The organism is Streptomyces sp. NPDC002125, assembly GCF_053593715.1.
On the sequence record NZ_JBSFDD010000001.1, the window covers coordinates 261,408 to 285,187 of the forward strand.

Here is a 23,780-nt window from a genome sequence, read left to right on the forward strand (position 1 = left end):
GTCCTAGAGGAAGTAGAGGCGGTTGAGGCTGACGGACTCGGCCGCCGGTGAGCGCAGCGGGTCGCCGTCGAGGGTGACCAGCCCGGTGTCGCCGTCCACGGCTACCTGTCCCGTACGGGAGTTGAGGCGCAGGTCCGCGGGGCCGATGCCGCGTGTGCCCCGGACCGCGACCCTGCGGCGGCGGGTGGGCATCAGGTCGGAGCCGAGCTGGGTGGCGGCCTCCGCGACGAAGGCCACGGAGAGATCGGCGGCCGTCGCCCCGTACGCACCGAACTGCGGTCCGAGGACCAGGGGTTCGCAGGTGTCCGTGGCGGCGTTGGGGTCGCCGGTGACGCCGTACGCGGGAAAGCCGGACTTCAGGACCAGCTGGGGCTTCGCTCCGAAGAACTCGGGGCGCCAGAGCACGATGTCGGCGAGCTTGCCCGTCTCGATGGAGCCGACCTCGTGCGCGATGCCGTGGGCGATGGCGGGGTTGACGGTGAGCTTGGCGATGTAGCGCAGCACCCGGGCGTTGTCGTCGCCGGGGCCGTCTCCCTCCATCGGGCCGAGCTCGGCCTTCATCTTCGCGGCCATGGCGAAGGTGCGGCGCACGGTCTCCCCGGCCCGGCCCATGCCCTGGGCGTCGGACGAGGTGATGCCGATGGCTCCCAGGTCGTGCAGCACGTCCTCGGCGCCCATGGTCCCGGCCCTGATCCGGTCGCGGGCCATGGCGGCGTCACCGGGCAGATCGGTCTTGAGGTCGTGGACGGAGACGATCATCCCGTAGTGCTCGGCGACCGCGTCGCGGCCGAAGGGGAGCGTGGGGTTGGTGGAGGAGCCGATGACGTTCGGAACGCCAGCCATCTTCAGGACGTTGGGGACGTGCCCGCCGCCGCAGCCCTCGATGTGGAAGGCGTGGATCGTGCGGCCTTCGAGCACGCTCAGGGTGTCCTCGACGGAGAGGCACTCGTTCAGGCCGTCGCTGTGCAGGGCGACCTGGACGTCGTACTCCTCGGCGACCCTCAGCGCGGTGTCCAGGGCGCGGGTGTGGGCGCCCATGTCCTCGTGGACCTTGAAGCCGCAGGCCCCTCCCTCGGCGAGCGCCTCGACCAGCGGCGCCGCGCGGGAGGACGAACCACGGCCCAGGAAGCCGATGTTGACGGGCCAGGCGTCGAAGGCGTTGAACGCGTGGCGCAGGGCCCACGGGGAGTTGACGCCGACCCCCCAGACCGGGCCGAACTCCTGGCCGATGATCGTGGTGACGCCCGAGGCGAGGGACGCCTCCATGATGCGCGGCGAGAGCAGATGGACGTGGGGGTCGACCGCTCCGGCGGTGGCGATCAGTCCCTCGCCCGAGACGATGGTCGTGCCCGTGCCGACGACCACGTCGACCCCGTCGAGGGTGTCCGGGTTGCCCGCCCTGCCGATCGCGGAGATGCGGCCCTCGCGGATGCCGACGGAGACCTTGCGGATGCCCAGCACGGCGTCGATGACCAGCACGTTGCTGATGACGACGTCGCAGGTCTCCCGGACCGCCGCCGCCTTGAGGTGCAGGCCGTCGCGGGCCGTCTTGCCGAAGCCGGCGAGGAATTCGTCGCCCTGCCGCTGGGAGTCGGACTCCACGCGCACGGTCAGCCCGGAGTCGCCGAGCTTGACCCGGTCCCCGGCGCGCGGCCCGTGCACGGAGGCGTACTCGTACGGGTCCATCAGCTCTCCTCCCCCGCCCCGAGGTAGCCGCAGGCCGCCGCTCTGCGCAGGGCCTCCGCCCTGGCGCCCGGCGCGTCCAGCGGGCCGTCGACGAGCCCGGCGAACCCGATCGCGACCCGGTCCCCGCCGATGGGCACGAGCGCCGCTTCGGCGCTCTCCCCCGGGCCGAAGCGGACGGAGGAGCCGGCCGGCACGCTCAGCCGCATGCCGTACGCCGCCGCGCGGTCGAAGTCGAGCCGGGGGTTGGCCTCGAAGAAGTGGAAGTGGGACGTCACGCTGACCGGGACGGTCGCGGTGTTACGGACGGTGAGCCGCACGGCGGGCTCCGGCTCGGGCGTGGCGGGACCCGGGAGCAGCGCTCCGGGGGCCTCGTCACCGAGCGTGGAGCCGCCGAAGAGGGCGCTGACGACGGCGAGCCGGGAGCCGTCGTCGAAGACGGCCTCCACCTGGACCTCGGTGACGACGTCGGCGACACCGGGCAGCACATCGTCCGGCCCCAGCACGGCACGGGCGGCCTCGACCGCCTCGGCCAGCCTGCGGCCGTCCCTGGCCGCCTCGCAGACGGTGTCCGCGATCAGGGCGGTCGCCTCGGGGACGTTGAGCCGCAGGCCACGGGCACGCCGGGCCCTGGCCAGCTCGGCGGCGCCGAAGAGCAGCAGCCGGTCGCGTTCGGTCGGGGTCAGTCGCACGTCACCGCACCTCCTGGTTGGAGCAGCACTCTAACCAGGTTTTGAGCGGCGCTCAAAACTCGGGGCGGGCGGGCCCGGGAACGGGCGGGAGCGGGCCCCGGGAACGCCGAAGGCCGCGCCCCTGGAAACCGCCGTGGGGGCGCGGCCTTCGCCGTACGGATGCGGTGACTAGCCGAGCTCGTGCATCCAGCCGTGGGTGTCCTCGGCGATACCGCGCTGGATGTCCAGCAGGCGCTCGCGCAGCTTGAGGGTGACCTCGCCGGGCGTGCCGTCGCCCTGCGTCCACTCGCCGTCCGCGGACTTCACGGTGCCGACGGGGGTGATCACGGCGGCGGTGCCGCAGGCGAAGACCTCGGTGAGGCTGCCGTTCTCGGTGTCCGCGCGCCACTGGTCGATGGAGACGCGGCCCTCCTCGGAGGTGTAACCGAGGTCGCGGGCGACGGTGAGGAGGGAGTCACGGGTGACACCGGCGAGCAGCGAACCGGTGAGGGAGGGGGTGACGATCCGCTTGCTGCCGTCCTCCTGCCCGTACACGAAGTAGAGGTTCATTCCGCCCAGCTCCTCGACCCACTTGTGCTCGACGGCGTCGAGGTAGGCGACCTGGTCGCAGCCCTGCGCGGCGGCCTCGGCCTGGGCGAGCAGGGACGCGGCGTAGTTGCCGCCGGTCTTGGCGTCACCCATGCCGCCGGGAACGGCGCGGACCCGGTCCTGGGAGAGCCAGATGGAGACCGGCTTCACGCCGCCCGGGAAGTAGGCGCCGGCGGGCGAGGCGATGACCAGGAAGAGGTACTGGTTGGCCGGGCGGACGCCGAGACCGACCTCGGAGGCGATCATGAACGGGCGCAGGTAGAGGGACTCCTCGCCACCGTGCGCCGGGACCCATGCCTCGTCCTGCTGGACCAGGACGTCACAGGCCTCGATGAAGGTCTCGACCGGCAGTTCGGGCATCGCGAGGCGGGCGGCGGAGCGCTGGAAGCGGGCGGCGTTGGCCTCGGGGCGGAAGGTGGCGACCGTGCCGTCGGGCTGCCGGTAGGCCTTGAGGCCCTCGAAGATCTCCTGCGCGTAGTGGAGGGTCATGTTGGCCGGGTCCATCGACAGCGGACCGTAGGGGACGAGCTGGGCGTCGTGCCAGCCGCGGCCCTCGGTCCAGCTGATGGTCACCATGTGATCGGTGAAGTAGCGGCCGAAGCCGGGGCTGGCCAGGATCGCCTCGCGCTCCGCGTCGGACAGCGGGTTCGAGGAGGGCTTGAGCTCGATCGTGGGCGTCGTCATGAGTGCGTGTCCTTCACCGGTCTTGTGTGTGATGGACCGCGCTCACGCCCGTTCGCGCCCGGCAGCGGCCGGACGTTTTGTAGGACGTCCGAGCTCTGCCGCGAGCCGCGGCCCCGCGTTCGATTATCTCCCGGGGGCGGCCCTGTACGAAATGGTGTGAATGCGAGATGTCGTTCACGGTGACGCGCACGGCGTCGCGAGAACGCGGTCCAGGGGTCGATGGTGGCACCCGGGGACCGCGAGGAGAAGCCGCCGGGTGCGATGTGCGACCCGGCGGCTTCGAAGTGGAGACGTCGGGTCAGCTCGCTACTCGTACCGCGAGCGCGTCGCCGATCTCGTCGGTGGTGCGCGCGCTCTGTCCGTCACGCTCCGCGAGGTCGGCGGAGACGGCCTCCTCGATGCGCACGGCCTCGGCCTCGTAACCGAGGTGACGCAGCAGGAGGGCGACGGAGAGGACCGTGGCCGTCGGGTCGGCCTTGCCCTGGCCCGCGATGTCGGGCGCGGTGCCGTGCACCGGCTCGAACATGGACGGGAAGGCGCCCGTCGGGTTGATGTTGCCGGACGCGGCCAGGCCGATGCCGCCGGTCACGGCAGCGGCGAGGTCGGTGAGGATGTCACCGAAGAGGTTGTCGGTGACGATGACGTCGAAGCGCTCGGGCTGGGTGACGAAGAAGATCGTCGCGGCGTCGACGTGGATGTAGTCGGTGGTGACCTCGGGGAACTCCTCGGCGACCTTGTCGAAGGTGTTCTTCCACAGGTGGCCGGCGTACACGAGGACGTTGTTCTTGTGGACCAGCGTCAGCTTCTTGCGGGGGCGCGCGGCGGCACGCGCGAAGGCGTCACGCACGACGCGCTCGACACCGTAGGCCGTGTTGACGCTGACCTCGGTGGCGACCTCGTGCTCCGTGCCGGTGCGCAGGGAACCGCCGTTGCCCGTGTACGGGCCCTCGGTGCCCTCGCGGACGACGACGAAGTCGATCTCGGGACGGCCGGCCAGCGGCGTCGCGGTGTTCGGGAAGAGCTTCGACGGCCGCAGATTGATGAAGTGGTCGAAGGCGAAGCGGAGCTTCAGCAGCAGACCGCGCTCCAGGACACCGGACGGGACGGACGGGTCGCCGATCGCTCCGAGCAGGATGGCGTCGTGGCCCTTGAGGGCTTCGAGCTCCGCGTCGGGAAGGGTCTCACCGGTGCGGTGCCATCGCTGGGCGCCGAGGTCGTACTCCTTGGTCTCCAGCTTCACATCCTGCGGGAGAACAGCGTTGAGGACCTTGAGGCCCTGGGTGACGACCTCCTGGCCGATACCGTCGCCGGGGATCACTGCGAGATCGATGCTGCGAGACATGCGGGCAGCCTAGCCCTCCGTCCCACCCCATGACATCCGACGTCCACGATACGGACATCCGGAGGGCGTGCGCACGGGGCGGGACGCCGGGCTCAGTGGCCCGTCGATCCGCCGTTGTCCCGGCGGTCGAGGGCGCGCTGGAGGGCGGCGGCGGCGTTCTTGCGCTCCGGCTCGGCGGAGCGGGGGGCGCGGCGGACGCGGCGGGCGGTGGTCTCGGCCATGACGGATCGACTCCTTGAGATCGCGTGGATTTCGAGATCGGGACTTCGCACAACAGATGTCGAGATCGGGATTTCGAGGCGCCGGAAGGGGCGGGGAGCGGATGCCGCAGGGATTGCCTGCTTCGGGGCACGCGCTCACGACCGCCGGTCGCTGGTCATGCGAGTAGTTCGGCTCCTACAAAGCTAGGACAGGCGGAGCCATCTGTCTCTACAGATACTCGGACTTCCTACTATCTGAGACGGCGCGGTCCAGGAGCCCCGCCGGCGGCGGCCGTCACGGGGTCCCCGGAGAGCTCAGAAGTCCGCGGTGAGCTGGGCCTGCACATGGGCGCGGAGCACGCCGGCCATGTCCGTCGCGCAGTCGCTGAGCAGCCACTGCACCTGAAGGCCGTCCATCAGGGCGATCAGCTGCCTGCCCGCGGCCTCCGGATCGATCCCGTCCCGCAGCGCGCCCTCGTCGCGCACCTGTGCGTACGCCCGCTGGGCCCCTGCCACGGAGTTCTCGTAGCGGCGCACGAAGTAGCCGTGCGCGGGGTGGTCGGCCGCGGTGGCCTCGGCGGAGACGACCGAGAACAGCTCGACTATCCCGCGCCGGGTGGAGTTCAGCACCGCCAGCTCGGCGAACCGGCGCAGCCGTTCGACGCCCGCGGTGCCGCCCAGCGAGAGCCACTCGTCGTCCACCTCGTCGCGGTGCTCCAGGACCGCGAGCAGCAGCGCCTCCTTGGTCGGGAAGTGGTGCAGCAGTCCGGTGTGCGAGATGCCGCTGCGGGTCGCGATCACCCGGAGCGACGCGCCCCGGTAACCCGCCTCGCCGAACAGGGACATGGCCTGGTCGAGGATCTCGCGCCGCTTCGCACGGCCCTTCGCGTAGCCGCGCCGCGCTTCGGCCGTCACTCGCCACTCCCCGGTCCGCCGGTTCGGGTCCGGCCGGCTGTTCGGTGCATCGGATTGTCCTTCGGTCTCCCGGAGATACTTACCAGGTGGTCGGTATTGACTCTATGGTGAAGACGAACCATGTCGCGAAAGGACCCACCGTGGCCCCCTCCCTGCCCTATCTCGACCCCGAGCTGTCCGTCGCCGAGCGGGTGGGCGACCTCCTCGGCCGCATGACCCTGGCCGAGAAGACCGGCCAGATGCTCCAGCTGAACGCCAAGGACGGGGTGCGCCACCTCATCGAGGACCTCCACGCGGGCTCGATCCTCCACGCCTCGCCCGAGCGCGTCCTGGAAGCCGCCGCGCTGACGGAGCGGACCCGGCTGCGCATCCCGCTGCTGGTGGCGGAGGACTGCATCCACGGCCACTCCTTCTGGGAGGGGGCCACGATCTATCCCACGCAGCTGGGCCTGGCCGCGTCCTGGGACCCGGAGCTCGTGGAGCGCGTCGCCAGGGCCACCGCCGTCGAGGTCGCCTCGACGGGCGTGCACTGGACGTTCTCGCCGGTGCTCTGCATCACCCGGGACCTGCGCTGGGGCCGGGTCAGCGAGACCTTCGGCGAGGACCCCTTCCTGATCGGCGAGCTGGCCTCGGCGATGGTGCGCGGCTACCAGGGCGAGGGACTGGACGACCCCACGGCGGTCCTGGCGTGCGCCAAGCACTTCGCGGGGTACTCCGAGACACAGGGTGGCCGTGACGCGAGCGAGGCCGACATCTCCCGGCGCAAGCTCCGCTCCTGGTTCCTGCCCCCGTTCGAGCGGGTCGCCCGCGAGGGCTGCCGTACGTTCATGCTCGGCTACCAGTCCATGGACGGGGTGCCCGTCACCGTCAACGACTGGCTGCTGAACGAGGTGCTGCGCGGCGAGTGGGGCTACACCGGCACGCTGGTCACCGACTGGGACAACGTCGGCCGCATGGTGTGGGAGCAGAAGATCTACGCCGACCACACCCAGGCGGCGGCAGCGGCCGTCCGCGCGGGCAACGACATGGTGATGACCACCCCGCAGTTCTTCGAGGGCGCCCAGGCCGCGGTGGCCTCGGGCACCCTGGAAGAGGCGGAGATCGACGCGGCGGTACGGCGCGTGCTGACCCTGAAGTTCGAGCTCGGCCTCTTCGAGAACCCGCGCCACCCGGACGCCGCCCGCCAGGCCGCGGTCATCGGCAGCGCCGCTCACACCGCGTTGAACCTGGAGGCCGCCCGCCGCTCCCTGGTGCTGCTCACCAACGACGGCACCCTTCCGCTGGCCGGCTCTCTCGTGGCGGGCGTGGACGGCCGCGCCGTCGCCGCCCCGGGCTCGGCTCCCCGGACGGTCGCGGTCGTCGGGCCCAACGCCGACGACGCGCAGACCCAGCTGGGCGACTGGGCGGGCTCGTCCGGCCAGGCGGACTGGCTGCCGGACGGCCATCCGCGCGCCATGATCCGTACGGTGCTCGACGGCTTCCGGGAGCACGTCCCGGACGGCTGGAGCGTCACCCACGCCCGGGGCGCGGAGATCCTGTCCGTGGGCCCCGACCCGGAGGGGGCGTACTTCCCCGACGGACAGCCCCGTCCGGAGGTGGTCGTCCCGGCCGAACCCTCCGAGGCCCTGATCGCCGAGGCCGTGGCCGCCGCGGAGGCCGCCGACTTCGTCGTCGCCGTCGTGGGCGACCGCATCGAGCTGGTCGGCGAGGGGCGTTCCACGGCGACCCTGGAACTCGTCGGCGGCCAGGTCGCGTTGCTCGACGCCCTGGCCGCGACCGGCAAGCCGCTGGTCGTCGTCGTCATCAGCTCCAAGCCCCTGGTGCTGCCGCCGTCCGCGCACGGCGCCGCGGCGATCGTGCACGCCTTCAACCCGGGCATGCAGGGCGGCCGGGCGGTTGCCGAGCTGCTGCTGGGGCTGGTCGAGCCCTCGGGCCGGCTGCCCGTCTCCTTCGCCCGGCACGCGGGCCAGCAGCCGACGTACTACAACCAGATCCGGGGCCAGCACGGCTCCCGCTACGCCGACCTGACCCAGCGGCCGGCCTTCGTGTTCGGCGAGGGCCTGAGCTACACGACCGTCGAGTACTCCGGTCTGGAGGTGCTCACCGCGAGCGTCGGGGAGAGCGACACGCTGCGGGCACACGTCACCCTGCGCAACACGGGGACGCGGCCGGCCTTGGAGACCGTCCAGATGTACGTCAGCGACACCGTGACGTCCGTGACCTGGGCCGAGAAGGAGCTGAAGGGCTACCGGCAGATCACGCTCGCCCCGGGCGAGGCCCGCGAGGTGCTCCTCGAACTGCCGGTCGCCGACTGCACCCTGGTGGACGTGGCGGGACGCCGGGTCGTCGAGCCCGGCGCCTTCGAGCTGCTCGTCGGCCCGTCCTCCGCCGACGACGCGCTCCTGCGGGCCGGCTTCACCGTGAAGGGCTGAAGCCGGGCCCGCGAGGGGTCCGCGCACATGGAAACCGCCTCCCGGCAGGCGGGGGGAGCCGGCCGGGAGGCGGAGTTCGGTGCGGGGCGCCCTCGACGGGCGCCCCGGGGGCGTCAGCCCTGGTGGGGGTAGGTGTACTCGGTCGGCGGGACCAGCGTCTCCTTGATGGCGCGGGTCAGCGTCCAGCGCTGCAGGTTCTGCGGGGCGCCCGCCTTGTCGTTGGTGCCCGAGCCACGGCCCCCGCCGAAGGGCTGCTGGCCGACGACGGCACCGGTCGACTTGTCGTTGATGTAGAAGTTGCCCGCCGCGTAGCGGAGCTTCTCCATCGTGTACGCGGCCGCCGCGCGGTCGCCCGCGATGACGGAACCGGTCAGCGCGTAGTCGGAGACCGACTCCATCTGCTCCAGCATGGCGTCGTACTTCTCGTCCTCGTAGACGTGCACGGCGAGGATCGGGCCGAAGTACTCGGTGGTGAAGACCTCGTTGGCCGGGTCGTCGCAGACGATGACGGTCGGGCGGACGAAGTAGCCGACGGAGTCGTCGTAGGTGCCGCCGGCGATGACCGTGCAGGTCGGGTCGGCCTTGGCGCGGTCGATCGCGGCCTTGTTCTTGGCGAAGGAACGCTCGTCGATGACGGCGCCCATGAAGTTCGACAGGTCGGTGACGTCACCCATGGTGATGCCGTCGACCTCGGCCGCGAACTCCTCCTTGAAACCGGAGTTCCAGATGGAGGCGGGCACGTACGCACGGGAGGACGCCGAGCACTTCTGGCCCTGGTACTCGAACGAGCCCCGGGTCAGCGCGGTCTTCAGTACGGCGCGGTCGGCGCTGGGGTGCGCGACGACGAAGTCCTTGCCGCCGGTCTCTCCGACCAGACGCGGGTAGGTGCGGTAGTTGGCGATGTTGTTGCCGACCGTCTTCCACAGGTGCTGGAAGGTGGGCGTCGAGCCGGTGAAGTGGATCGCGGCCAGGTCGCGGTGGTTCAGCGCCACCTCGGAGACGGCGATGCCGTCGCCGGTGACCAGGTTGATGACGCCCTTGGGCAGCCCGGCCTCCTCCAGGAGCCGCATGAGCAGCACGGCGGCGTGGGTCTGTGTCGGGGACGGCTTCCACACGACGACGTTGCCCATGAGGGCGGGCGCGGTGGGCAGGTTGGCCGCGATGGCCGAGAAGTTGAACGGCGTGATCGCGTAGACGAAGCCCTCCAGCGAGCGGTGGTCCATGCGGTTCCACACGCCGGGAGAGTTCGCCGGCGGCTGTTCGGCGAGGATCTGGCGCGCGTAGTGCACGTTGAAGCGCCAGAAGTCGACGAGCTCACAGGGGCAGTCGATCTCGGCCTGCTGGGCGGTCTTGCCCTGGCCCAGCATCGTGGAGGCGGCCAGCGTCTCGCGCCAGGGGCCGGAGAGCAGCTCGGCGGCGCGCAGGATGATCGCGGCGCGGTCGTCGAAGGACATGGCGCGCCAGGCCGGGGCGGCGGCGAGGGCCGCGTCGATCGCGTCCTGTGCGTCGGCCTCGGTGGCGGCGGCGCCGGTGCCGATGACGGACCGGTGGTTGTGCGGCTGCACGACGTCGAAGCGGGCTCCGCCGCCCATCCGCTTCTCGCCGCCGATGGTCATCGGCAGCTCGATGGGGTTCTCGGCGAGCTCCTTGAGCTTCGCCTCCAGACGGGCGCGCTCCGCGGTGCCGGGGGCGTAGGAGTGGACCGGCTCGTTGACCGGCGCGGGGACCTGGGTGACAGCGTCCATGAGTGCCTTGTCTCCTTGGTTGAGGTGGGTGGTCGGCCGGGCAGGTCAGCCCTTGGTGACGACGGAGCGGGCGAAGAAGAGCAGGTTGGCCGGCTTCTCCGCGAGGCGGCGCATGAAGTATCCGTACCAGTCGGTGCCGTACGCCGTGTAGACGCGCATCCGGTGGCCCTCGGCCGCGAGCCGGATGTGCTCCTCGCTGCGGATGCCGTACAGCATCTGGAACTCGTACTCGTCCAGTTTGCGCCCGGCCTGGCGCGCGAGCTCCTGGCCGATGGCGATGAGACGGGGATCGTGGGAGCCGATCATCGGGTAGCCCTCGCCCTGCATCAGCGTCTTCAGGATGCGGACGTACGCCTTGTCGATCTCCGGCTTGCTCTGGTACGCGACGGAGGCGGGCTCCTTGTAGGCGCCCTTCACCAGGCGGACCCGGCTGCCCGCGGCGGCCAGGCGGCGGGCGTCGGCCTCGGTGCGGAACAGGTAGGACTGGATGACGCAGCCGGTCTGCGGGAAGTCCTTCCGCAGCTCCTCGTGGATGGCGAACATCGAGTCCAGGGTGGTGTGGTCCTCGGCGTCCAGCGTGACCGTGGTGCCGATCGCGGCGGCGGCCTCGACGACGGGCCGGACGTTGGCGAGGGCGAGCTCGTGGCCGCCCGGGAATTCGGGGGCGGGCCCGGAGGGCTCTCCGTTGAGGGCGGTGGTGGGCGACGGGAGGGATTGGCCGAACATCGACAGCTTGACGGACATCTCGGCACGGGTACCGAGGCCGAGCTCCTTGAGGCGGCCGATCAGCTCCAGATAGGCGTCACGGGCGGCGGCGGCCTGCTCCGGGGTGGTGATGTCCTCGCCCACGACGTCGAGGGTGACCTCGAGGCCCTTGTCGGCTGCGTCCTGGACGACCGGCACGACCTGGTCGACGCTCTCACCGGCGATGAAGCGGTCGACGACCTGCTTGGTGCCCGGCGCGGCCGAGATGAAACGACGCATCGTGTCGCTGCGGGACGCGGCGAGAATCACGGGACCCAGCACGGGGCACCTCCACGGAGTACGAATGAGGCCGGACCGGCAGATACATGAACAGACCGGGACGGCACGGAGAACCACTCTGAAATCTAGGGATCCCCGTACACCCGTGCCATCGACAGCTGTCACGCATCCGTGTACTGGATCTCAGACATATGTCTGAAGGGGTGCGAGAATGGCGGGGTGAAAGGCGATTACCAGGAGCTGGTCGACGAGATCTCCGCCCTGCTCAGCGCACCCGCGACCCTGGAGAACCGCGATTTCGGGCTGGTCGCCTTCGGAGCCCATGACAGCGACGACGACACGGCCATGGACCCGGTCCGCACCCGCTCGATCCTGACCCGGCGCTCCACCCCTGCGGTCCGCGCCTGGTTCGAGGGCTTCGGCATCACCCGCGCGACGGGCCCGGTCCGCATCCCGGCCGCCCCCGAGGCCGGGGTCTACCGCGACAGGATCTGCCTTCCCGTACGCCATCGGGGTGTCGTCCTGGGCTATGTGTGGCTGCTGGACGCGGACCCCGGGCCCACCGACGAGCAGCTCACCGCCGCGATGGACGTGGCGGTCAGGATCGGTGCCCTGCTCTCCGACGAGGAGCGGGCCGGCGCGGACCTGTCCCGGGAGTTCGGCGCGGTGCTCGTCGCGGGGCGCGGATGGCAGCGCGACATGGCGGTGGCCGCCCTGCACGAGGCCCTGGGCGCCGACGCCGACGGGCTGCACACGGTGGTCTGCGTGACCCCCTGGCCCGGCGAGACCCCGTCCGTGCGTACGGTGCCGTCGGCGGCGGCCCTCGCCACCGCGGCCGGACCGGGCGGCACCCACGCCCTGGCCGCGCTGGTCCGGCTACGCGCCCCCGACGCCCTCGACCCGGCGACGACGGCCGCCACCCGGCTGCGCTCCGCGGCGGGGCCCGCCTCGACCGGCGGGATCGCCGCACCCCGCCGGGGCCTGACCGAGCTGGCCGACTCCTGGCACGAAGCGCTGTCCGCCGCCCGCGCGGCGGCGGCGGAATCCCGCTTCGGCCCGGTCGCCGCCTGGTCGGCCATCGGCCCGTACCGCCTCCTGGCCTCCCTGCCCCGCACCCCGGACGCCGCCCCCGACCCGGCCGTCCGCCCTCTGCTCGCCCCGCCCCACGCCGAACTGGCCCGTACCGCCGAGGTGTTCCTCGACCTCGCGGGCCAGGCGAGCCGTACGGCCACCGAGCTGGGCATCCACCGCCAGACGCTCTACTACCGCCTCGCCCGCGTCCAGCAGCTCACCGGCCTCGACCTCAACGACGGCGAGGACCGGCTGCTGCTGCACATGGCGCTGAAGCAGGCCCGGCTCTGAGCCACGCTGGCACCGGCGCTGGCCACCGCCGTCTCCTCGACGGAGAACGCCTTCGCCGACAGGACGTTCCTGCTGGTCGGGGGCCTGCTGCTCTCCTACGCGCTGATCCTGCCCAGCTGGTTCCTCGCACGCACCCCCGCGCGTCGGCAGCGGCGCGTCGGTCTCGTCCTCTCCGGCTGTGCGATCGCCACCTGGTTCCCCGCACTGATCTCCACCATGGGGTGGGTGATCTTCCTGATCGCGCTCTTCACCGGCCAGGTGGACGGATAGGCCCCCGGAACCACGAACGACCGCGCCCGGCGGACAGAGCGTCTCTGTCCGCCGGGCGCGGTCGTGGTGGGACTGCGGATCAGTCCGTGAGGTTCACCGAGCGGGCCGACGCGGCACCGATCTCCTCGGCGATCTCGGTCAGGACCGACTGCGGGATGGTGTCGTCGACGGTGAGGACGACCAGCGCCTCGCCGCCCGCGTCCTTGCGCGAGACCTGCATGCCGGCGATGTTCAGCCCGGCCTCACCGAGGATCTTGCCGACCGCGCCGACGACGCCGGGACGGTCCTCGTAGCGCAGGACGACCATGTGGTCGGCGAGCGCCAGGTCCACGTCGTGCTCGCCGATGGCGACGATCTTCTGGAGGTGCTTGGGGCCGGCCAGCGTGCCGGAGACCGCGACCTCCTCGCCGCTCGACAGCGTGCCGCGGACGGTCACCACGTTGCGGTGGTCCGGGGACTCGGAGCTGGTGGTGAGGCGGACCTCGACACCGCGCTCCTGCGCGAAGAGCGGGGCGTTGACGTAGCTGACGGTCTCGTCGACGACGTCCTCGAAGACGCCCTTGAGCGCGGAGAGTTCCAGCACCTTCACGTCGTGCTGGGTGATCTCGCCGTAGACCTCGACGTCGAGACGGGCCGCGACCTCGCCCGCGAGGGCGGTGAAGATCCGGCCGAGCTTCTCGGCGAGCGGCAGGCCGGGGCGCACGTCCTCGGCGATGACACCGCCCTGGACGTTGACCGCGTCGGGCACGAGCTCACCGGCGAGGGCGAGGCGCACGGACTTGGCGACCGCGATGCCCGCCTTCTCCTGCGCCTCGTCGGTGGAGGCGCCGAGGTGCGGGGTGCAGACGACCTGGTCGAACTGGAACAGCGGGGAGTCCGTGCAGGGCTCCTTGGTGTACACGTCCAGACCGGCGCCGGCGACGCGGCCCTCCTTGAGGGCGGAGGCGAGCGCCTCCTCGTCGACGATCCCGCCGCGTGCGGCGTTGACGATGCGCACCGAGGGCTTCACCTTGTGCAGCGCCTCGTCGCCGATCAGGCCGAGCGTCTCGGGGGTCTTGGGCAGGTGCACCGTGATGAAGTCGGAGACCTGGAGCAGCTCGTCGAGCGTGAGGAGCTTGACGCCCATCTGCGCGGCACGCGCGGGCTGCACATAGGGGTCGTACGCCACGATCTTCATGCCGAAGGCCGACATGCGCTGCGCGACCAGCACGCCGATGCGGCCGAGGCCGACGACGCCGAGGGTCTTCTCGCTGAGCTCGACACCCGTGTACTTGGAGCGCTTCCACTCGCCGTTCTTCAGAGCGGTGTTGGCCTGCGGGATGTTGCGCGCGGTGGCGACGAGCAGGCCGCAGGCCAGCTCGGCCGCGGTGACGATGTTGGACGTCGGAGCGTTGACGACCATCACGCCGGCCTTGGTGGCCGAGGAGACGTCGACGTTGTCCAGACCGACGCCGGCGCGGGCGACGACCTTGAGCTGCTTCGCGGCGGCGATCGCCTCGGCGTCGACCTTGGTGGCGGAGCGCACCAGGATCGCGTCGACGTCGGCGATCGCGGGGAGGAGTTCGGCGCGGTCAGCGCCGTTGCAGTGCCGGATCTCGAAATCCGGACCCAGAGCGTCGACCGTGGCGGGCGACAGCTCTTCAGCGATGAGTACGACAGGTTTCGAGCTCACGTGTGTCCTCACAAGTCCAGTGCGGACGGCCGTCCCGACGGCCGCAGGCGGTGGAGGGGCTAGCCGCGTGGAAGACGCACGACACTGTGGGCCCTGACGCGTGTATGTGTTGGTGAGAAGTGTAGTCATGCGGCCGGGCACACACTGCGCCCCGGTGGAAGGATCACCCGCACGGGGTGGACGGTCTGTACAGACGTACGGTCGCGCTTACCCGCCACGCGCCTCGCCCCCGCAGTGACACGGGGGTGAGGCCGGCCGTGCGCCGGGGGACGGGCCCGTGCGGACCCGCCCCCGGCAGGGACTCAGGCGTTCTCGTCGTCGACCCAGCTCATGAGCTTGCGGAGCTCCTTGCCGGTGGTCTCCAGGAGGGACTCGCTGTCGGCCTTCTTGTACTCGTTGTACTTGGGCAGACCGTTGTGGTACTCGGCCATCCAGTTCTTGGCGAAGGTGCCGTCCTGGATCTCGGCGAGGACCTTCTTCATCTCGGCCTTGGTGGCGTCCGTGATGATGCGCGGGCCGGTGACGTAGTCGCCCCACTCGGCGGTCTCCGAGATGGACCAGCGCATCTTCTCCAGGCCGCCCTCGTACATGAGGTCCACGATGAGCTTCAGCTCGTGGAGGCACTCGAAGTACGCGATCTCCGGCTGGTAGCCGGCCTCGGTCAGGGTCTCGAAACCGGCCTTGACGAGGGCGGCGGTGCCACCGCAGAGGACGGCCTGCTCACCGAACAGGTCGGTCTCGGTCTCCTCGGTGAAGGTCGTCTTGATGACGCCGGCGCGGGTGCCGCCGATGCCCTTCGCGTAGGAGAGCGCGAGCTCCAGGCCCTTGCCCGAGGCGTCCTGCTCGACGGCCACGATGCACGGGACGCCGCGGCCCTCCTCGTACTGGCGGCGGACGAGGTGGCCCGGGCCCTTCGGGGCGACCATGCAGACGTCGACGTTGGCCGGCGGCTTGATGAAGTCGAAGCGGATGTTCAGGCCGTGGCCGAAGAACAGCGCGTCGCCGTCCTTGAGGTTGTCCTTGACGGACTCCTCGTAGACCTGGGCCTGGATCGGGTCCGGGACGAGGATCATGATGACGTCGGCCTCGGCGGCGGCCTCGGACGGGGTCACCACGCGCAGGCCCTGCTCCTCGGCCTTGGCCTTGGACTTCGAGCCCTCGTGCAGACCGACACGGACGTCGACACCCGAGTCACGCAGCGACAGCGCGTGGGCGTGGCCCTGGCTGCCGTATCCGAGGACCGCGACCTTGCGGCCCTGGATGATGGACAGGTCGGCATCGTCGTCGTAGAACAGCTCGGCCACTGGGTCTTCTCCTTGGTGTGCAGGTGTTGCGTCCCACCGTACGGCGGGGTGCGTGGGGTTCGTTGCCGGGTCTCGCCATACGAGCGGCGAGGGACCCGGAGGGTTACGCCGTGCGGTCGAGTGCGCGCAGGGAACGGTCGGTGATCGAGCGCGCGCCGCGCCCTATGGCGATGGTGCCGGACTGGACGAGCTCCTTGATGCCGAACTGCTCCAGCATCTTGAGCATGGCCTCCAGCTTGTCGGCGCCCCCGGTCGCCTCGATCGTGACCGCCTCCGGGGAGACGTCCACGGTCTTGGCGCGGAACAGCTGGACGATCTCGACGATCTGGGAGCGGGTCTCGTTGTCTGCGCGGACCTTCACCAGGACGAGCTCCCGCTGGATCGCTGCGGTGGGCTCGAGTTCGACGATCTTCAGGACGTTGACCAGCTTGTTGAGCTGCTTGGTCACCTGCTCCAGGGGCAGGCCCTCGACGTTCACGACAATGGTGATGCGTGAGATGTCGGGATGTTCGGTGGTACCGACCGCGAGCGAGTCGATGTTGAAGCCGCGCCGGGAGAACAGAGCCGTGATCCGGGCGAGGACACCGGGCTTGTTCTCGACCAGGACGGAGAGCGTGTGCTTGGTGGACATGGAGTCTGTCTCTCTCTGTCTCTCAGTCGTCTTCGTTGTCGCCGAAGTCGGGGCGGACGCCGCGCGCTGCCATGACCTCGTCGTTGGAGGTGCCGGCCGCGACCATCGGCCACACCATGGCGTCCTCGTGGACGATGAAGTCGATGACGACCGGGCGGTCGTTGATCGCGTTGGCCTCGGCGATGACCTTGTCCAGGTCGGCCGGGTCCTCGCAGCGGATGGCGTAGCAGCCCATGGCCTCGGACAGCTTGACGAAGTCCGGCACGCGGGTGCCCTTGGCGGCGTTGCCGTCGGCGTCCGGGCCGGAGTGCAGCACGGTGTTGGAGTACCGCTGGTTGTAGAACAGGGTCTGCCACTGGCGGACCATCCCGAGCGCGCCGTTGTTGATGATCGCGACCTTGATCGGGATGTTGTTGAGCGCGCAGGTGGTCAGTTCCTGGTTGGTCATCTGGAAGCAGCCGTCGCCGTCGATGGCCCAGACGGCGCGGTCCGGCATGCCGGCCTTGGCGCCCATGGCGGCCGGGACGGCGTAGCCCATCGTGCCCGCGCCGCCGGAGTTGAGCCAGGTGGCGGGCTGCTCGTAGTCGATGAAGTGGGAGGCCCACATCTGGTGCTGGCCGACGCCCGCCGCGAAGATCGTGCCCTCGGGGGCGAGTTCGCCGATGCGCTGGATGACCTGCTGCGGCGAGAGGCTGCCGTCCTCCGGCAGGTCGTAGCCGACCGGGTAGGTCTCGCGCCAGCGGTTGAGGTCCTTCCACCAGGAGCTGTAGTCGCCGGTGTTGCCCTCGGTGTGCTCGGCCTGGACGGCCTGGACGAGGTCGGCGATGACCTCCCGGGCGTCACCGACGATCGGGACGTCGGCGGCACGGTTCTTGCCGATCTCGGCCGGGTCGATGTCGGCGTGGACGATCTTGGCGTACGGGGCGAAGCTGTCCAGCTTGCCGGTGACGCGGTCGTCGAACCTGGCCCCGAGCGCGACGATCAGGTCGGCCTTCTGCAGCGCGGTGACGGCGGTGACCGAACCGTGCATGCCGGGCATTCCCACGTGCAGCGGGTGGCTGTCGGGGAAGGAGCCGAGCGCCATCAGCGTGGTGGTGACGGGCGCTCCGGTGAGCTCTGCCAGGACCTTCAGCTCCGCGGTGGCACCGGCCTTGATGACGCCGCCGCCGACGTACAGCACCGGGCGCTGGGCCTGGGTGATGAGCTTGGCGGCCTCGCGGATCTGCTTGGCGTGCGGCTTGGTGACCGGGCGGTAGCCGGGCAGGTCCAGGGTCGGCGGCCAGCTGAAGGTGGTCTTCGCCTGGAGGGCGTCCTTGGCGATGTCGACGAGGACGGGGCCCGGACGGCCGGTGGAGGCGATGTGGAAGGCCTCGGCGATCGTGTGGGCGATGTCCTCGGCGCGGGTGACCAGGAAGTTGTGCTTCGTGATCGGCATCGTGATGCCGCAGATGTCGGCTTCCTGGAAGGCGTCCGTACCGATGGCGGCGGAGGCCACCTGGCCGGTGATCGCGACCAGGGGCACGGAGTCCATGGCCGCGTCCGCGATCGGGGTGACCAGGTTGGTGGCACCGGGGCCTGAGGTGACCATGCAGACGCCGACCCGGCCCGTCGCCTGGGCGTAACCGGTGGCCGCGTGACCGGCACCCTGCTCGTGGCGGACCAGGATGTGACGGACCCGGGTGGAGTCCATCAGCGGGTCGTACGCCGGGAGGATGCAACCGCCGGGGAGGCCGAATACGGTGTCGGCGCCGACTTCCTCGAGAGAACGGATGAGGGACTGCGCGCCCGTGAGGTGCTCAACGGAGGCGGAGGCCTGTCCGCCGTTACGGGCCCGCGGCTGCGGGTGCTGGGCCCCGGTTGCCTGCTCGGTCATCGGCATTCTCTTCTCGAAGCTGAGGGTTTATGCGGTGTTTTTGCGGGGTTTTGAAAGGTCCCGGTGCAACAAAAAACCCCTCGTGCCGTGAGGCAAGCGAGGGGAGCGCGCCGGTGCGGTCTGCAAGGTGTCCATGAGTGACCCTGCTTCAGCCGACGCGCTTTCCAAGTACGAGAATTCGGGTGCGCATGGCATTGACCCTCTCTCCGGCACGCGTGCGGTGTCAAGTGGGTGGGACGGGAGTCTCATTATGTGAGCGGCACTGGAGCGGGATCGAGCCGCCCGCCAGCACGGGCTGAGCGGCCGGGCCGATGCCCGGGACGGGATACTGCCCCCGGATCAGTGTGCGCCGCAGCCGGTACTCGTCCAGCGGCCCGCTGAAGGCCATCCCCTGGCCGTGCGTGCACCCCATGGCCCGCAGCGCCCGCACCTGCTCGGGCACGTCGACGCCGTCGGCCACGGACTGCATGCCGAGATCGCCCGCGATGCGCAGCAGCCCGCTGGTGATCTTGTGCAGCCTCGCCGACTCGACGACGCCCTCCACCAGGCACCGGTCGAGCTTCAGTACGTCGATGGGGAGACGGCGCAGGGCGTTGACCGCCGCGTACCCGCTGCCGAAGCCGTCGAGCGCGATCCGCACGCCGAGGCGCCGCAGGGCCACCAGGCGCTGTTCGAGCTCGTCGAAGGAGATCCGGGGGTCGCTGTCGGCGACCTCGATCATCAGGGCGCCTGAGGGCAGGCCGTACCGGGTGAGGAGCGCCTCGACGGAGCCCGGCGGCAGGGTCCTGTCCAGGAGCCTGGCGGCCGACACACGGACGGAGACGGCGACCGGATGCCCCGCTCCGGCCCGCTCGGCGGCCTGCTCCACGGCCTCCTCCAGCAGCCAGCTGCCGAGCTCCGCCGCACGGTCGCTGCCCTCGGACACCCGGAGGAACTCGGCCGGGGTGAAGAGGATGCCCTGGGAGGAGCGCCAGCGCGCCTGGGCGGAGACGGCGGCGACCGTCCCGCTGGCCAGATGGACGACGGGCTGGTGCAGCAGGGCGAACTCACCTTCCCGCAGGGCGGTGCGCAGCCGAGCCGCGAGCTCGGAGCGGCGCACCACGTCGGCCTGCATCTGGGGGGCGTACAGCTCGACCCGGTCCTTGCCGCTCGCCTTGGCGCGGTACATCGCGAGGTCGGCGTTGCGCATGAGGTCCTTGGGCGTGATGGAGGGCTCGGCGAAGGCGACCCCGATGGAGGCGGCCACCCGCACCTCGGACGTGCCGATCCGGTACGGCTGGGAGAGCCTGAGGCGGAGCCGGTCCGCGATCTCGTGGACCTGGTACTCCCGGGCGGCCTGGTCGCGGGTGCCGTCCCCGACGATGAGCGCGGCGAACTCGTCGCCCCCGAGGCGCGCCGCGGTGTCCGAGGTGCGGACGGAGTCCTGGAGGCGCCTGGCGGCCTGGATGAGCAGCTCGTCGCCCGCCTGGTGGCCGATGCTGTCGTTGACCGCCTTGAAGCCGTCCAGGTCGATGAAGAGCACGGCGGTGCCCGGGTCCCCGGCCCGCCGGCCGCCGAGCGCCTGCCCGACACGTGCGGTGAACAGGGCCCGGTTGGGCAGGTCGGTGAGGGGGTCGTGCTCGGCGTTGTGCTGGAGTTGCGCCTGGAGTCTGACCCGCTCGGTCACATCGCGGCTGTTGAGCAGCAGCCCGCCCTGGTGGCGGTTGACCGTGGACTCGACGTGGAGCCAGTCGCCCGTGCCCGATCCGAAGCGGCACTCGATCCGGGTGGTGGGCTCCTCCCGGGGCGGGGCCGCGAGGAAGCGCCGCAACTCGTGGACGACTCCCCCGAGGTCGTCGGGGTGGATGATCGACGCCAGCTCCGTACCGACGAGGTCCTCGGCGTCGCGGCGGTAGACCCCGGCCGCCGCCGGGCTGACGTAGCGCAGGACTCCGCTGGGCTCGGCGATCATGATGACGTCGCTCGACCCCTGGACCAGGGAGCGGAAGTGGTTCTCCTTCTGCGCGAGTTCCTGGGTGAGCGAGATGTTGTCGAGGAGCATGATGGCCTGCCGGACCACCAGGGCGAGCACGACCGTGCAGCCGGTGAGGACCACCACCCGGTCGACCCTGCGGCCCTCGACCACGTTGTACAGGATGCCGAGGGTGCAGACGGCGGCGGCCAGATAGGGCGTGAGCGCGGCGAGGGACCCGGCGATCGGGCGGCTCAGGGGAGACGGCTCCGGGATGTCCTCGACAGCGTTGTCCTCCCTGCGGCCGGCCCCCCAGGGGGCGTAGGCGAGGAGCAGGGAACCGGCGAACCAGCCCGCGTCCAGCAGTTGGCCCGACTCGTACGCCGAGCGGAGCAGCGGTGCGGTGAACAGGGCGTCGCAGAGCACGGTCAGGGCGAGGCCCGCGATGGCGGTGTTCACCGAGGAGCGGTTGGTGCTGAAGCGCCGGAAGTGCAGGGCGAGGACCATCGAGACGAGCACGATGTCCAGGAGCGGGTAGGCCAGCGAGAGCGCGGCCCTGGCCACGCTCTCCCCCGCGGCGTTCGCCACCTCGGCTGTGTGGGCGAGGGCGAGGCTCCAGGAGAGTGTCAGCAGCGATCCGCCGATCAGCCAGGCGTCCAGCACCAGGCAGACCCATCCGGCCCTGGTGAAGGGCCGTTTGGCGAGGACGAGCAGCCCGACGATGGCGGGCGGCGCGAAGCAGAGGAAGAACAGGTCCGCGAGGGACGGGGTGGGCACGGAGCGGCCCAGCACCACCTCGTACCATCCCCAGATCGCGTTGCCTCCGGCGGCCATGGCCGAGGAGAGCGAGAAGAGGAGCCAGGCCGGCCGGAACCGGATGCCTCCCGCGCGGGCGTAGAGGAAGCAGGACACCGCGGCGATGAGCGCGGCGACGCTGAGACCGAAGTCGCCCATGAACAGAGCGAGTGCGGGTGAGCCCCAGCCGAACGCGGCTCCCACCGCGTATCCGGCGCAGACCGCGGCGAGGACGAGCCGGGAGCGCAGCCCCGCACTCCGTCCGGCGGCGGCCGTGCGTCCGGAGAGCAGGGCTCCGGGGGCGCTCACCGGAGAGCTCCACGGCCCGGCCGGGGTGTCCCCGGCACAGCTGAGCACCGCAGGCCGTCCCGCCCGGTCGGATCGTCTCTCCACTGGCCGCACATCGCCCGTCGCCCCCTCGCGTTCCGCTGCCGCCCCGGCGCCGTCCCTTCCACGGCGCTGCCCTCTTGTGGACGATACACCAGAGCCGTCACTCAGGGACATAGCTTCTCTACTCTCCGTGACGACCTGGGGAGTTACCGGTACGGAGTGCGCCCGGGCGGCATCGCAGCGTGGTCAGCCGGTGGTGAGCACGACGTTGGCGACCGGCTCCCCGGCGGCGAACCGGGTGAGCTGTCCGGCGAGCAGCCGCTTGGCGCGGGGCAGGAACGCTGAGGTGCTGCCGCCCACATGGGGACTGATCAGCGTGTGGGGAGCATGCCAGAGCGGGTGGCCCGCGGGCAGGGGTTCCGGGTCGGTCACGTCGAGCGCGGCGCGCAACCGCCCGGACTCGAGTTCGGACAGCAGGGCCTCGGTGTCGACCACGGCCCCCCTCGCGACGTTCACCAGCAGCGCTCCGTCCGGCATCGCGGCGAGGAAGTCGCGGCCGACCAGCCCCTGTGTGGACGGGTTCAGCGGGGTGGACAGGATGACGACGTCGGCATCGGGCAGCAGCGCGGGCAGTTCGTCGATCGCGTGTACGGGGCCGCGCCCGGTTGTCCGTGCGGAGCGTGCGACGCGCACCACCCGCGCGCACTCGAAGGGCGCGAGCCGGTCCTCGATGGCCGCGCCGATCGACCCGTAACCCACGATGAGAACGGACTTGTCGGCGAGGGCCGGATAGAAGCCGGACCGCCACTCCTCCTTGTCCTGGCCGTGCACGAAGCCGGGAATCCCCCGGAGCGAGGCCAGCACCAGCGCGAGCGCGAGCTCCGCGGTCGACGCCTCGTGGACCCCCTTGGCATTGCACAGCCGCACCCCCGCGGGCAGCAGCCCGAGCCCGGGTTGCACGTGGTCGATGCCTGCGGAGAGGGTCTGGACGACCTGGACCGCGCCCATCCCGCCGAGTGGGCGGACCGCGACCTCGGAGCCCTTCATGTACGGAACGACATAGAAAGCGCAGTCGGACGGGTCCGCCGGGTACTCCCGGCCGCCGTCCCAGAAAAGGTAGTTGAGACCCTCGGGGAGTCCGTCGATGTCCTCGGCCGCGAACGGCAGCCATACGTCGTTGGCAGATGCGGAAGTCATGGTCAGGAGGCTATGCGAAGGCCCGGGAGCGGCAGAGGTTAGTTTGGGGTGCTGGTGGGCCCGTGATCATGGGCCGAGGGAGGGTTCGGGGAGTTGGAGCGCAGGACTATCGGTGCGGCGGCGCTCGCCGTGGGTGCGGTCGGGCTGGGCTGTATGCCGATGAGCTGGGCCTACAGCACGTCGCAGCAGCGCGGTGACCGTTCGGTGCGCACGGTGCACGCGGCGCTGGACGCGGGCGTCCAACTGCTCGACACGGCCGACATGTACGGCCCCTTCACCAATGAACTGCTCATCGGGAGGGCGCTCAGGGGCCGCCGCTCCGAGGCGTTCCTCTCCACCAAGTGCGGTCTGCTGGTGGGTGATCAGCACATCGTGGCCAACGGGCGCCCCGGCTATGTGCGACGGGCCTGCGACGCCTCGCTGCGGCGGCTCCAGACCGATGTGATCGATCTGTACCAGCTGCACAGGGCCGATCCCGAGGTTCCGGTCGAGGAGACCTGGGGCGCGATGGCCGACCTGGTGACCGCGGGCAAGGTGCGGGCGCTCGGGCTGTGCGCGGTGGGCGCGCGTGCCGGGCGGGGGCCGGGGGCGCGGATGCACGACGGAACCATCCGGCAGCTGGAGCGGGTCCAGCAGGTCTTCCCCGTGAGCGCGGTCCAGGCGGAGCTCTCCGTCTGGTCCCCGCAGGCGCTGGACGGCCTGCTGCCGTGGTGCGCGGCCCGGGGTGTGGGCGTACTGGCGGCGATGCCACTGGGCAACGGCTACCTCACGGGGACGCTCAAACCGGGCCAGGGTTTCGAGCCGGACGATCCCCGGGCCAGGCATCCCCGCTTCACCGCGGAGATGATGGCGGCCAACCAGCCGGTGGTGGTGGGGCTGCGGAGGATCGCGGAGCGGCACGGCGCCACTCCGGCGCAGGTGGCCCTGGCCTGGGTCCTGCGGCAGGGCCGCCATGTGGTGCCCGTGCCCGGCGCGAAGCGGGAGCGGTGGGCCGTGGAGAACGCGGGAGCCGCGGAGCTGGTGCTCACGGACCGGGACCTCGCCGAGATCGCCGGGCTGCCGCGCGCCCGGGAGTCGTGGGACTGACTCCGCGGCGGGAGAATCGGCGGGACCGGGAACCTCACGGGGAG

Annotated in this window: 17 protein-coding genes; 3 read left to right on the top strand and 14 right to left on the bottom strand. The window is 71.0% G+C overall.

Annotation, left to right across the window (positions count from 1 at the left end; all coding sequences use genetic code 11):
* Positions 1 to 3: 3 nt before the first annotated feature.
* From ACWCQM_RS01200 to ACWCQM_RS01225, 6 genes are all read right to left on the bottom strand, one after another.
* On the bottom strand, positions 4 to 1,686 hold the full coding sequence (locus ACWCQM_RS01200) for an urease subunit alpha (RefSeq protein WP_450913304.1): 1,683 nt from the start codon (positions 1,684 to 1,686) through the stop codon (positions 4 to 6).
* Positions 1,686 to 2,375, bottom strand: coding sequence for an urease subunit gamma (ureA, locus tag ACWCQM_RS01205; protein ID WP_450913305.1), 690 nt, complete (start codon positions 2,373 to 2,375; stop codon positions 1,686 to 1,688). Before ureA ends, ACWCQM_RS01200 begins: the two co-directional genes overlap by 1 nt.
* A gap of 168 nt (positions 2,376 to 2,543) precedes the next feature.
* Entirely contained in the window at positions 2,544 to 3,647 is a 1,104-nt protein-coding gene (locus tag ACWCQM_RS01210) for a branched-chain amino acid aminotransferase (RefSeq protein WP_450913306.1), read from the bottom strand.
* Positions 3,648 to 3,945: 298 nt separating this feature from the next.
* Positions 3,946 to 4,989 (bottom strand): 3-isopropylmalate dehydrogenase, encoded by a 1,044-nt coding sequence (locus tag ACWCQM_RS01215; RefSeq protein ID WP_450913307.1) that lies wholly within the window; start codon positions 4,987 to 4,989, stop codon positions 3,946 to 3,948.
* A gap of 92 nt (positions 4,990 to 5,081) precedes the next feature.
* Positions 5,082 to 5,210 carry a hypothetical protein gene (locus ACWCQM_RS01220; protein ID WP_450913308.1) on the bottom strand — a complete coding sequence of 43 codons (129 nt, stop codon included), beginning with the start codon at positions 5,208 to 5,210 and terminating at the stop codon, positions 5,082 to 5,084.
* Positions 5,211 to 5,504: 294 nt separating this feature from the next.
* On the bottom strand, positions 5,505 to 6,104 hold the full coding sequence (locus ACWCQM_RS01225) for a TetR/AcrR family transcriptional regulator (protein ID WP_450913309.1): 600 nt from the start codon (positions 6,102 to 6,104) through the stop codon (positions 5,505 to 5,507).
* 140 nt (positions 6,105 to 6,244) lie between these two features.
* On the opposite strand from ACWCQM_RS01225, the gene ACWCQM_RS01230 reads away from it, so the two are divergent.
* A complete protein-coding gene (locus ACWCQM_RS01230) occupies positions 6,245 to 8,536 on the top strand; it encodes an exo-beta-d-1,3/1,6-glucosidase (RefSeq protein ID WP_450913310.1) in 2,292 nt (763 codons plus the stop codon).
* A gap of 113 nt (positions 8,537 to 8,649) precedes the next feature.
* On the opposite strand, the gene pruA is transcribed toward ACWCQM_RS01230, so the two are convergent.
* Complete coding sequence (pruA, locus tag ACWCQM_RS01235) at positions 8,650 to 10,281, bottom strand: L-glutamate gamma-semialdehyde dehydrogenase (protein WP_450913311.1); 1,632 nt, start codon at positions 10,279 to 10,281, stop codon at positions 8,650 to 8,652.
* 45 nt (positions 10,282 to 10,326) lie between these two features.
* Positions 10,327 to 11,307: a proline dehydrogenase family protein gene (locus ACWCQM_RS01240; protein WP_450913312.1), complete on the bottom strand. Its 981-nt coding sequence runs from the start codon at positions 11,305 to 11,307 to the stop codon at positions 10,327 to 10,329.
* 177 nt (positions 11,308 to 11,484) lie between these two features.
* Here ACWCQM_RS01240 and ACWCQM_RS01245 point away from each other — a divergent pair, with 177 nt between their 5' ends.
* A complete protein-coding gene (locus ACWCQM_RS01245; RefSeq protein WP_450913313.1) occupies positions 11,485 to 12,627 on the top strand; it encodes a PucR family transcriptional regulator in 1,143 nt (380 codons plus the stop codon).
* A gap of 349 nt (positions 12,628 to 12,976) precedes the next feature.
* Here the strand turns inward: ACWCQM_RS01245 and serA are convergent, their stop codons facing one another.
* From serA to ACWCQM_RS01275, 6 genes are all read right to left on the bottom strand, one after another.
* Complete coding sequence (gene serA / locus ACWCQM_RS01250) at positions 12,977 to 14,569, bottom strand: phosphoglycerate dehydrogenase (RefSeq protein WP_267079871.1); 1,593 nt, start codon at positions 14,567 to 14,569, stop codon at positions 12,977 to 12,979.
* Between the two features lie 302 nt (positions 14,570 to 14,871).
* Positions 14,872 to 15,873: a ketol-acid reductoisomerase gene (ilvC, locus tag ACWCQM_RS01255; protein WP_450913314.1), complete on the bottom strand. Its 1,002-nt coding sequence runs from the start codon at positions 15,871 to 15,873 to the stop codon at positions 14,872 to 14,874.
* A gap of 103 nt (positions 15,874 to 15,976) precedes the next feature.
* On the bottom strand, positions 15,977 to 16,504 hold the full coding sequence (gene ilvN / locus ACWCQM_RS01260) for an acetolactate synthase small subunit (RefSeq protein ID WP_014153920.1): 528 nt from the start codon (positions 16,502 to 16,504) through the stop codon (positions 15,977 to 15,979).
* A 22-nt stretch (positions 16,505 to 16,526) separates the two neighbouring features.
* Positions 16,527 to 18,383, bottom strand: a complete 1,857-nt coding sequence (locus ACWCQM_RS01265) for an acetolactate synthase large subunit (RefSeq protein WP_450913315.1) — start codon at positions 18,381 to 18,383, stop codon at positions 16,527 to 16,529.
* A 217-nt stretch (positions 18,384 to 18,600) separates the two neighbouring features.
* A complete protein-coding gene (locus ACWCQM_RS01270; RefSeq protein WP_450913316.1) occupies positions 18,601 to 21,432 on the bottom strand; it encodes a putative bifunctional diguanylate cyclase/phosphodiesterase in 2,832 nt (943 codons plus the stop codon).
* 267 nt (positions 21,433 to 21,699) lie between these two features.
* Positions 21,700 to 22,650: a 2-hydroxyacid dehydrogenase gene (locus tag ACWCQM_RS01275; RefSeq protein ID WP_450913317.1), complete on the bottom strand. Its 951-nt coding sequence runs from the start codon at positions 22,648 to 22,650 to the stop codon at positions 21,700 to 21,702.
* A gap of 129 nt (positions 22,651 to 22,779) precedes the next feature.
* On the opposite strand from ACWCQM_RS01275, the gene ACWCQM_RS01280 reads away from it, so the two are divergent.
* A complete protein-coding gene (locus ACWCQM_RS01280; protein ID WP_450913630.1) occupies positions 22,780 to 23,736 on the top strand; it encodes an aldo/keto reductase in 957 nt (318 codons plus the stop codon).
* Positions 23,737 to 23,780 lie beyond the last annotated feature (44 nt).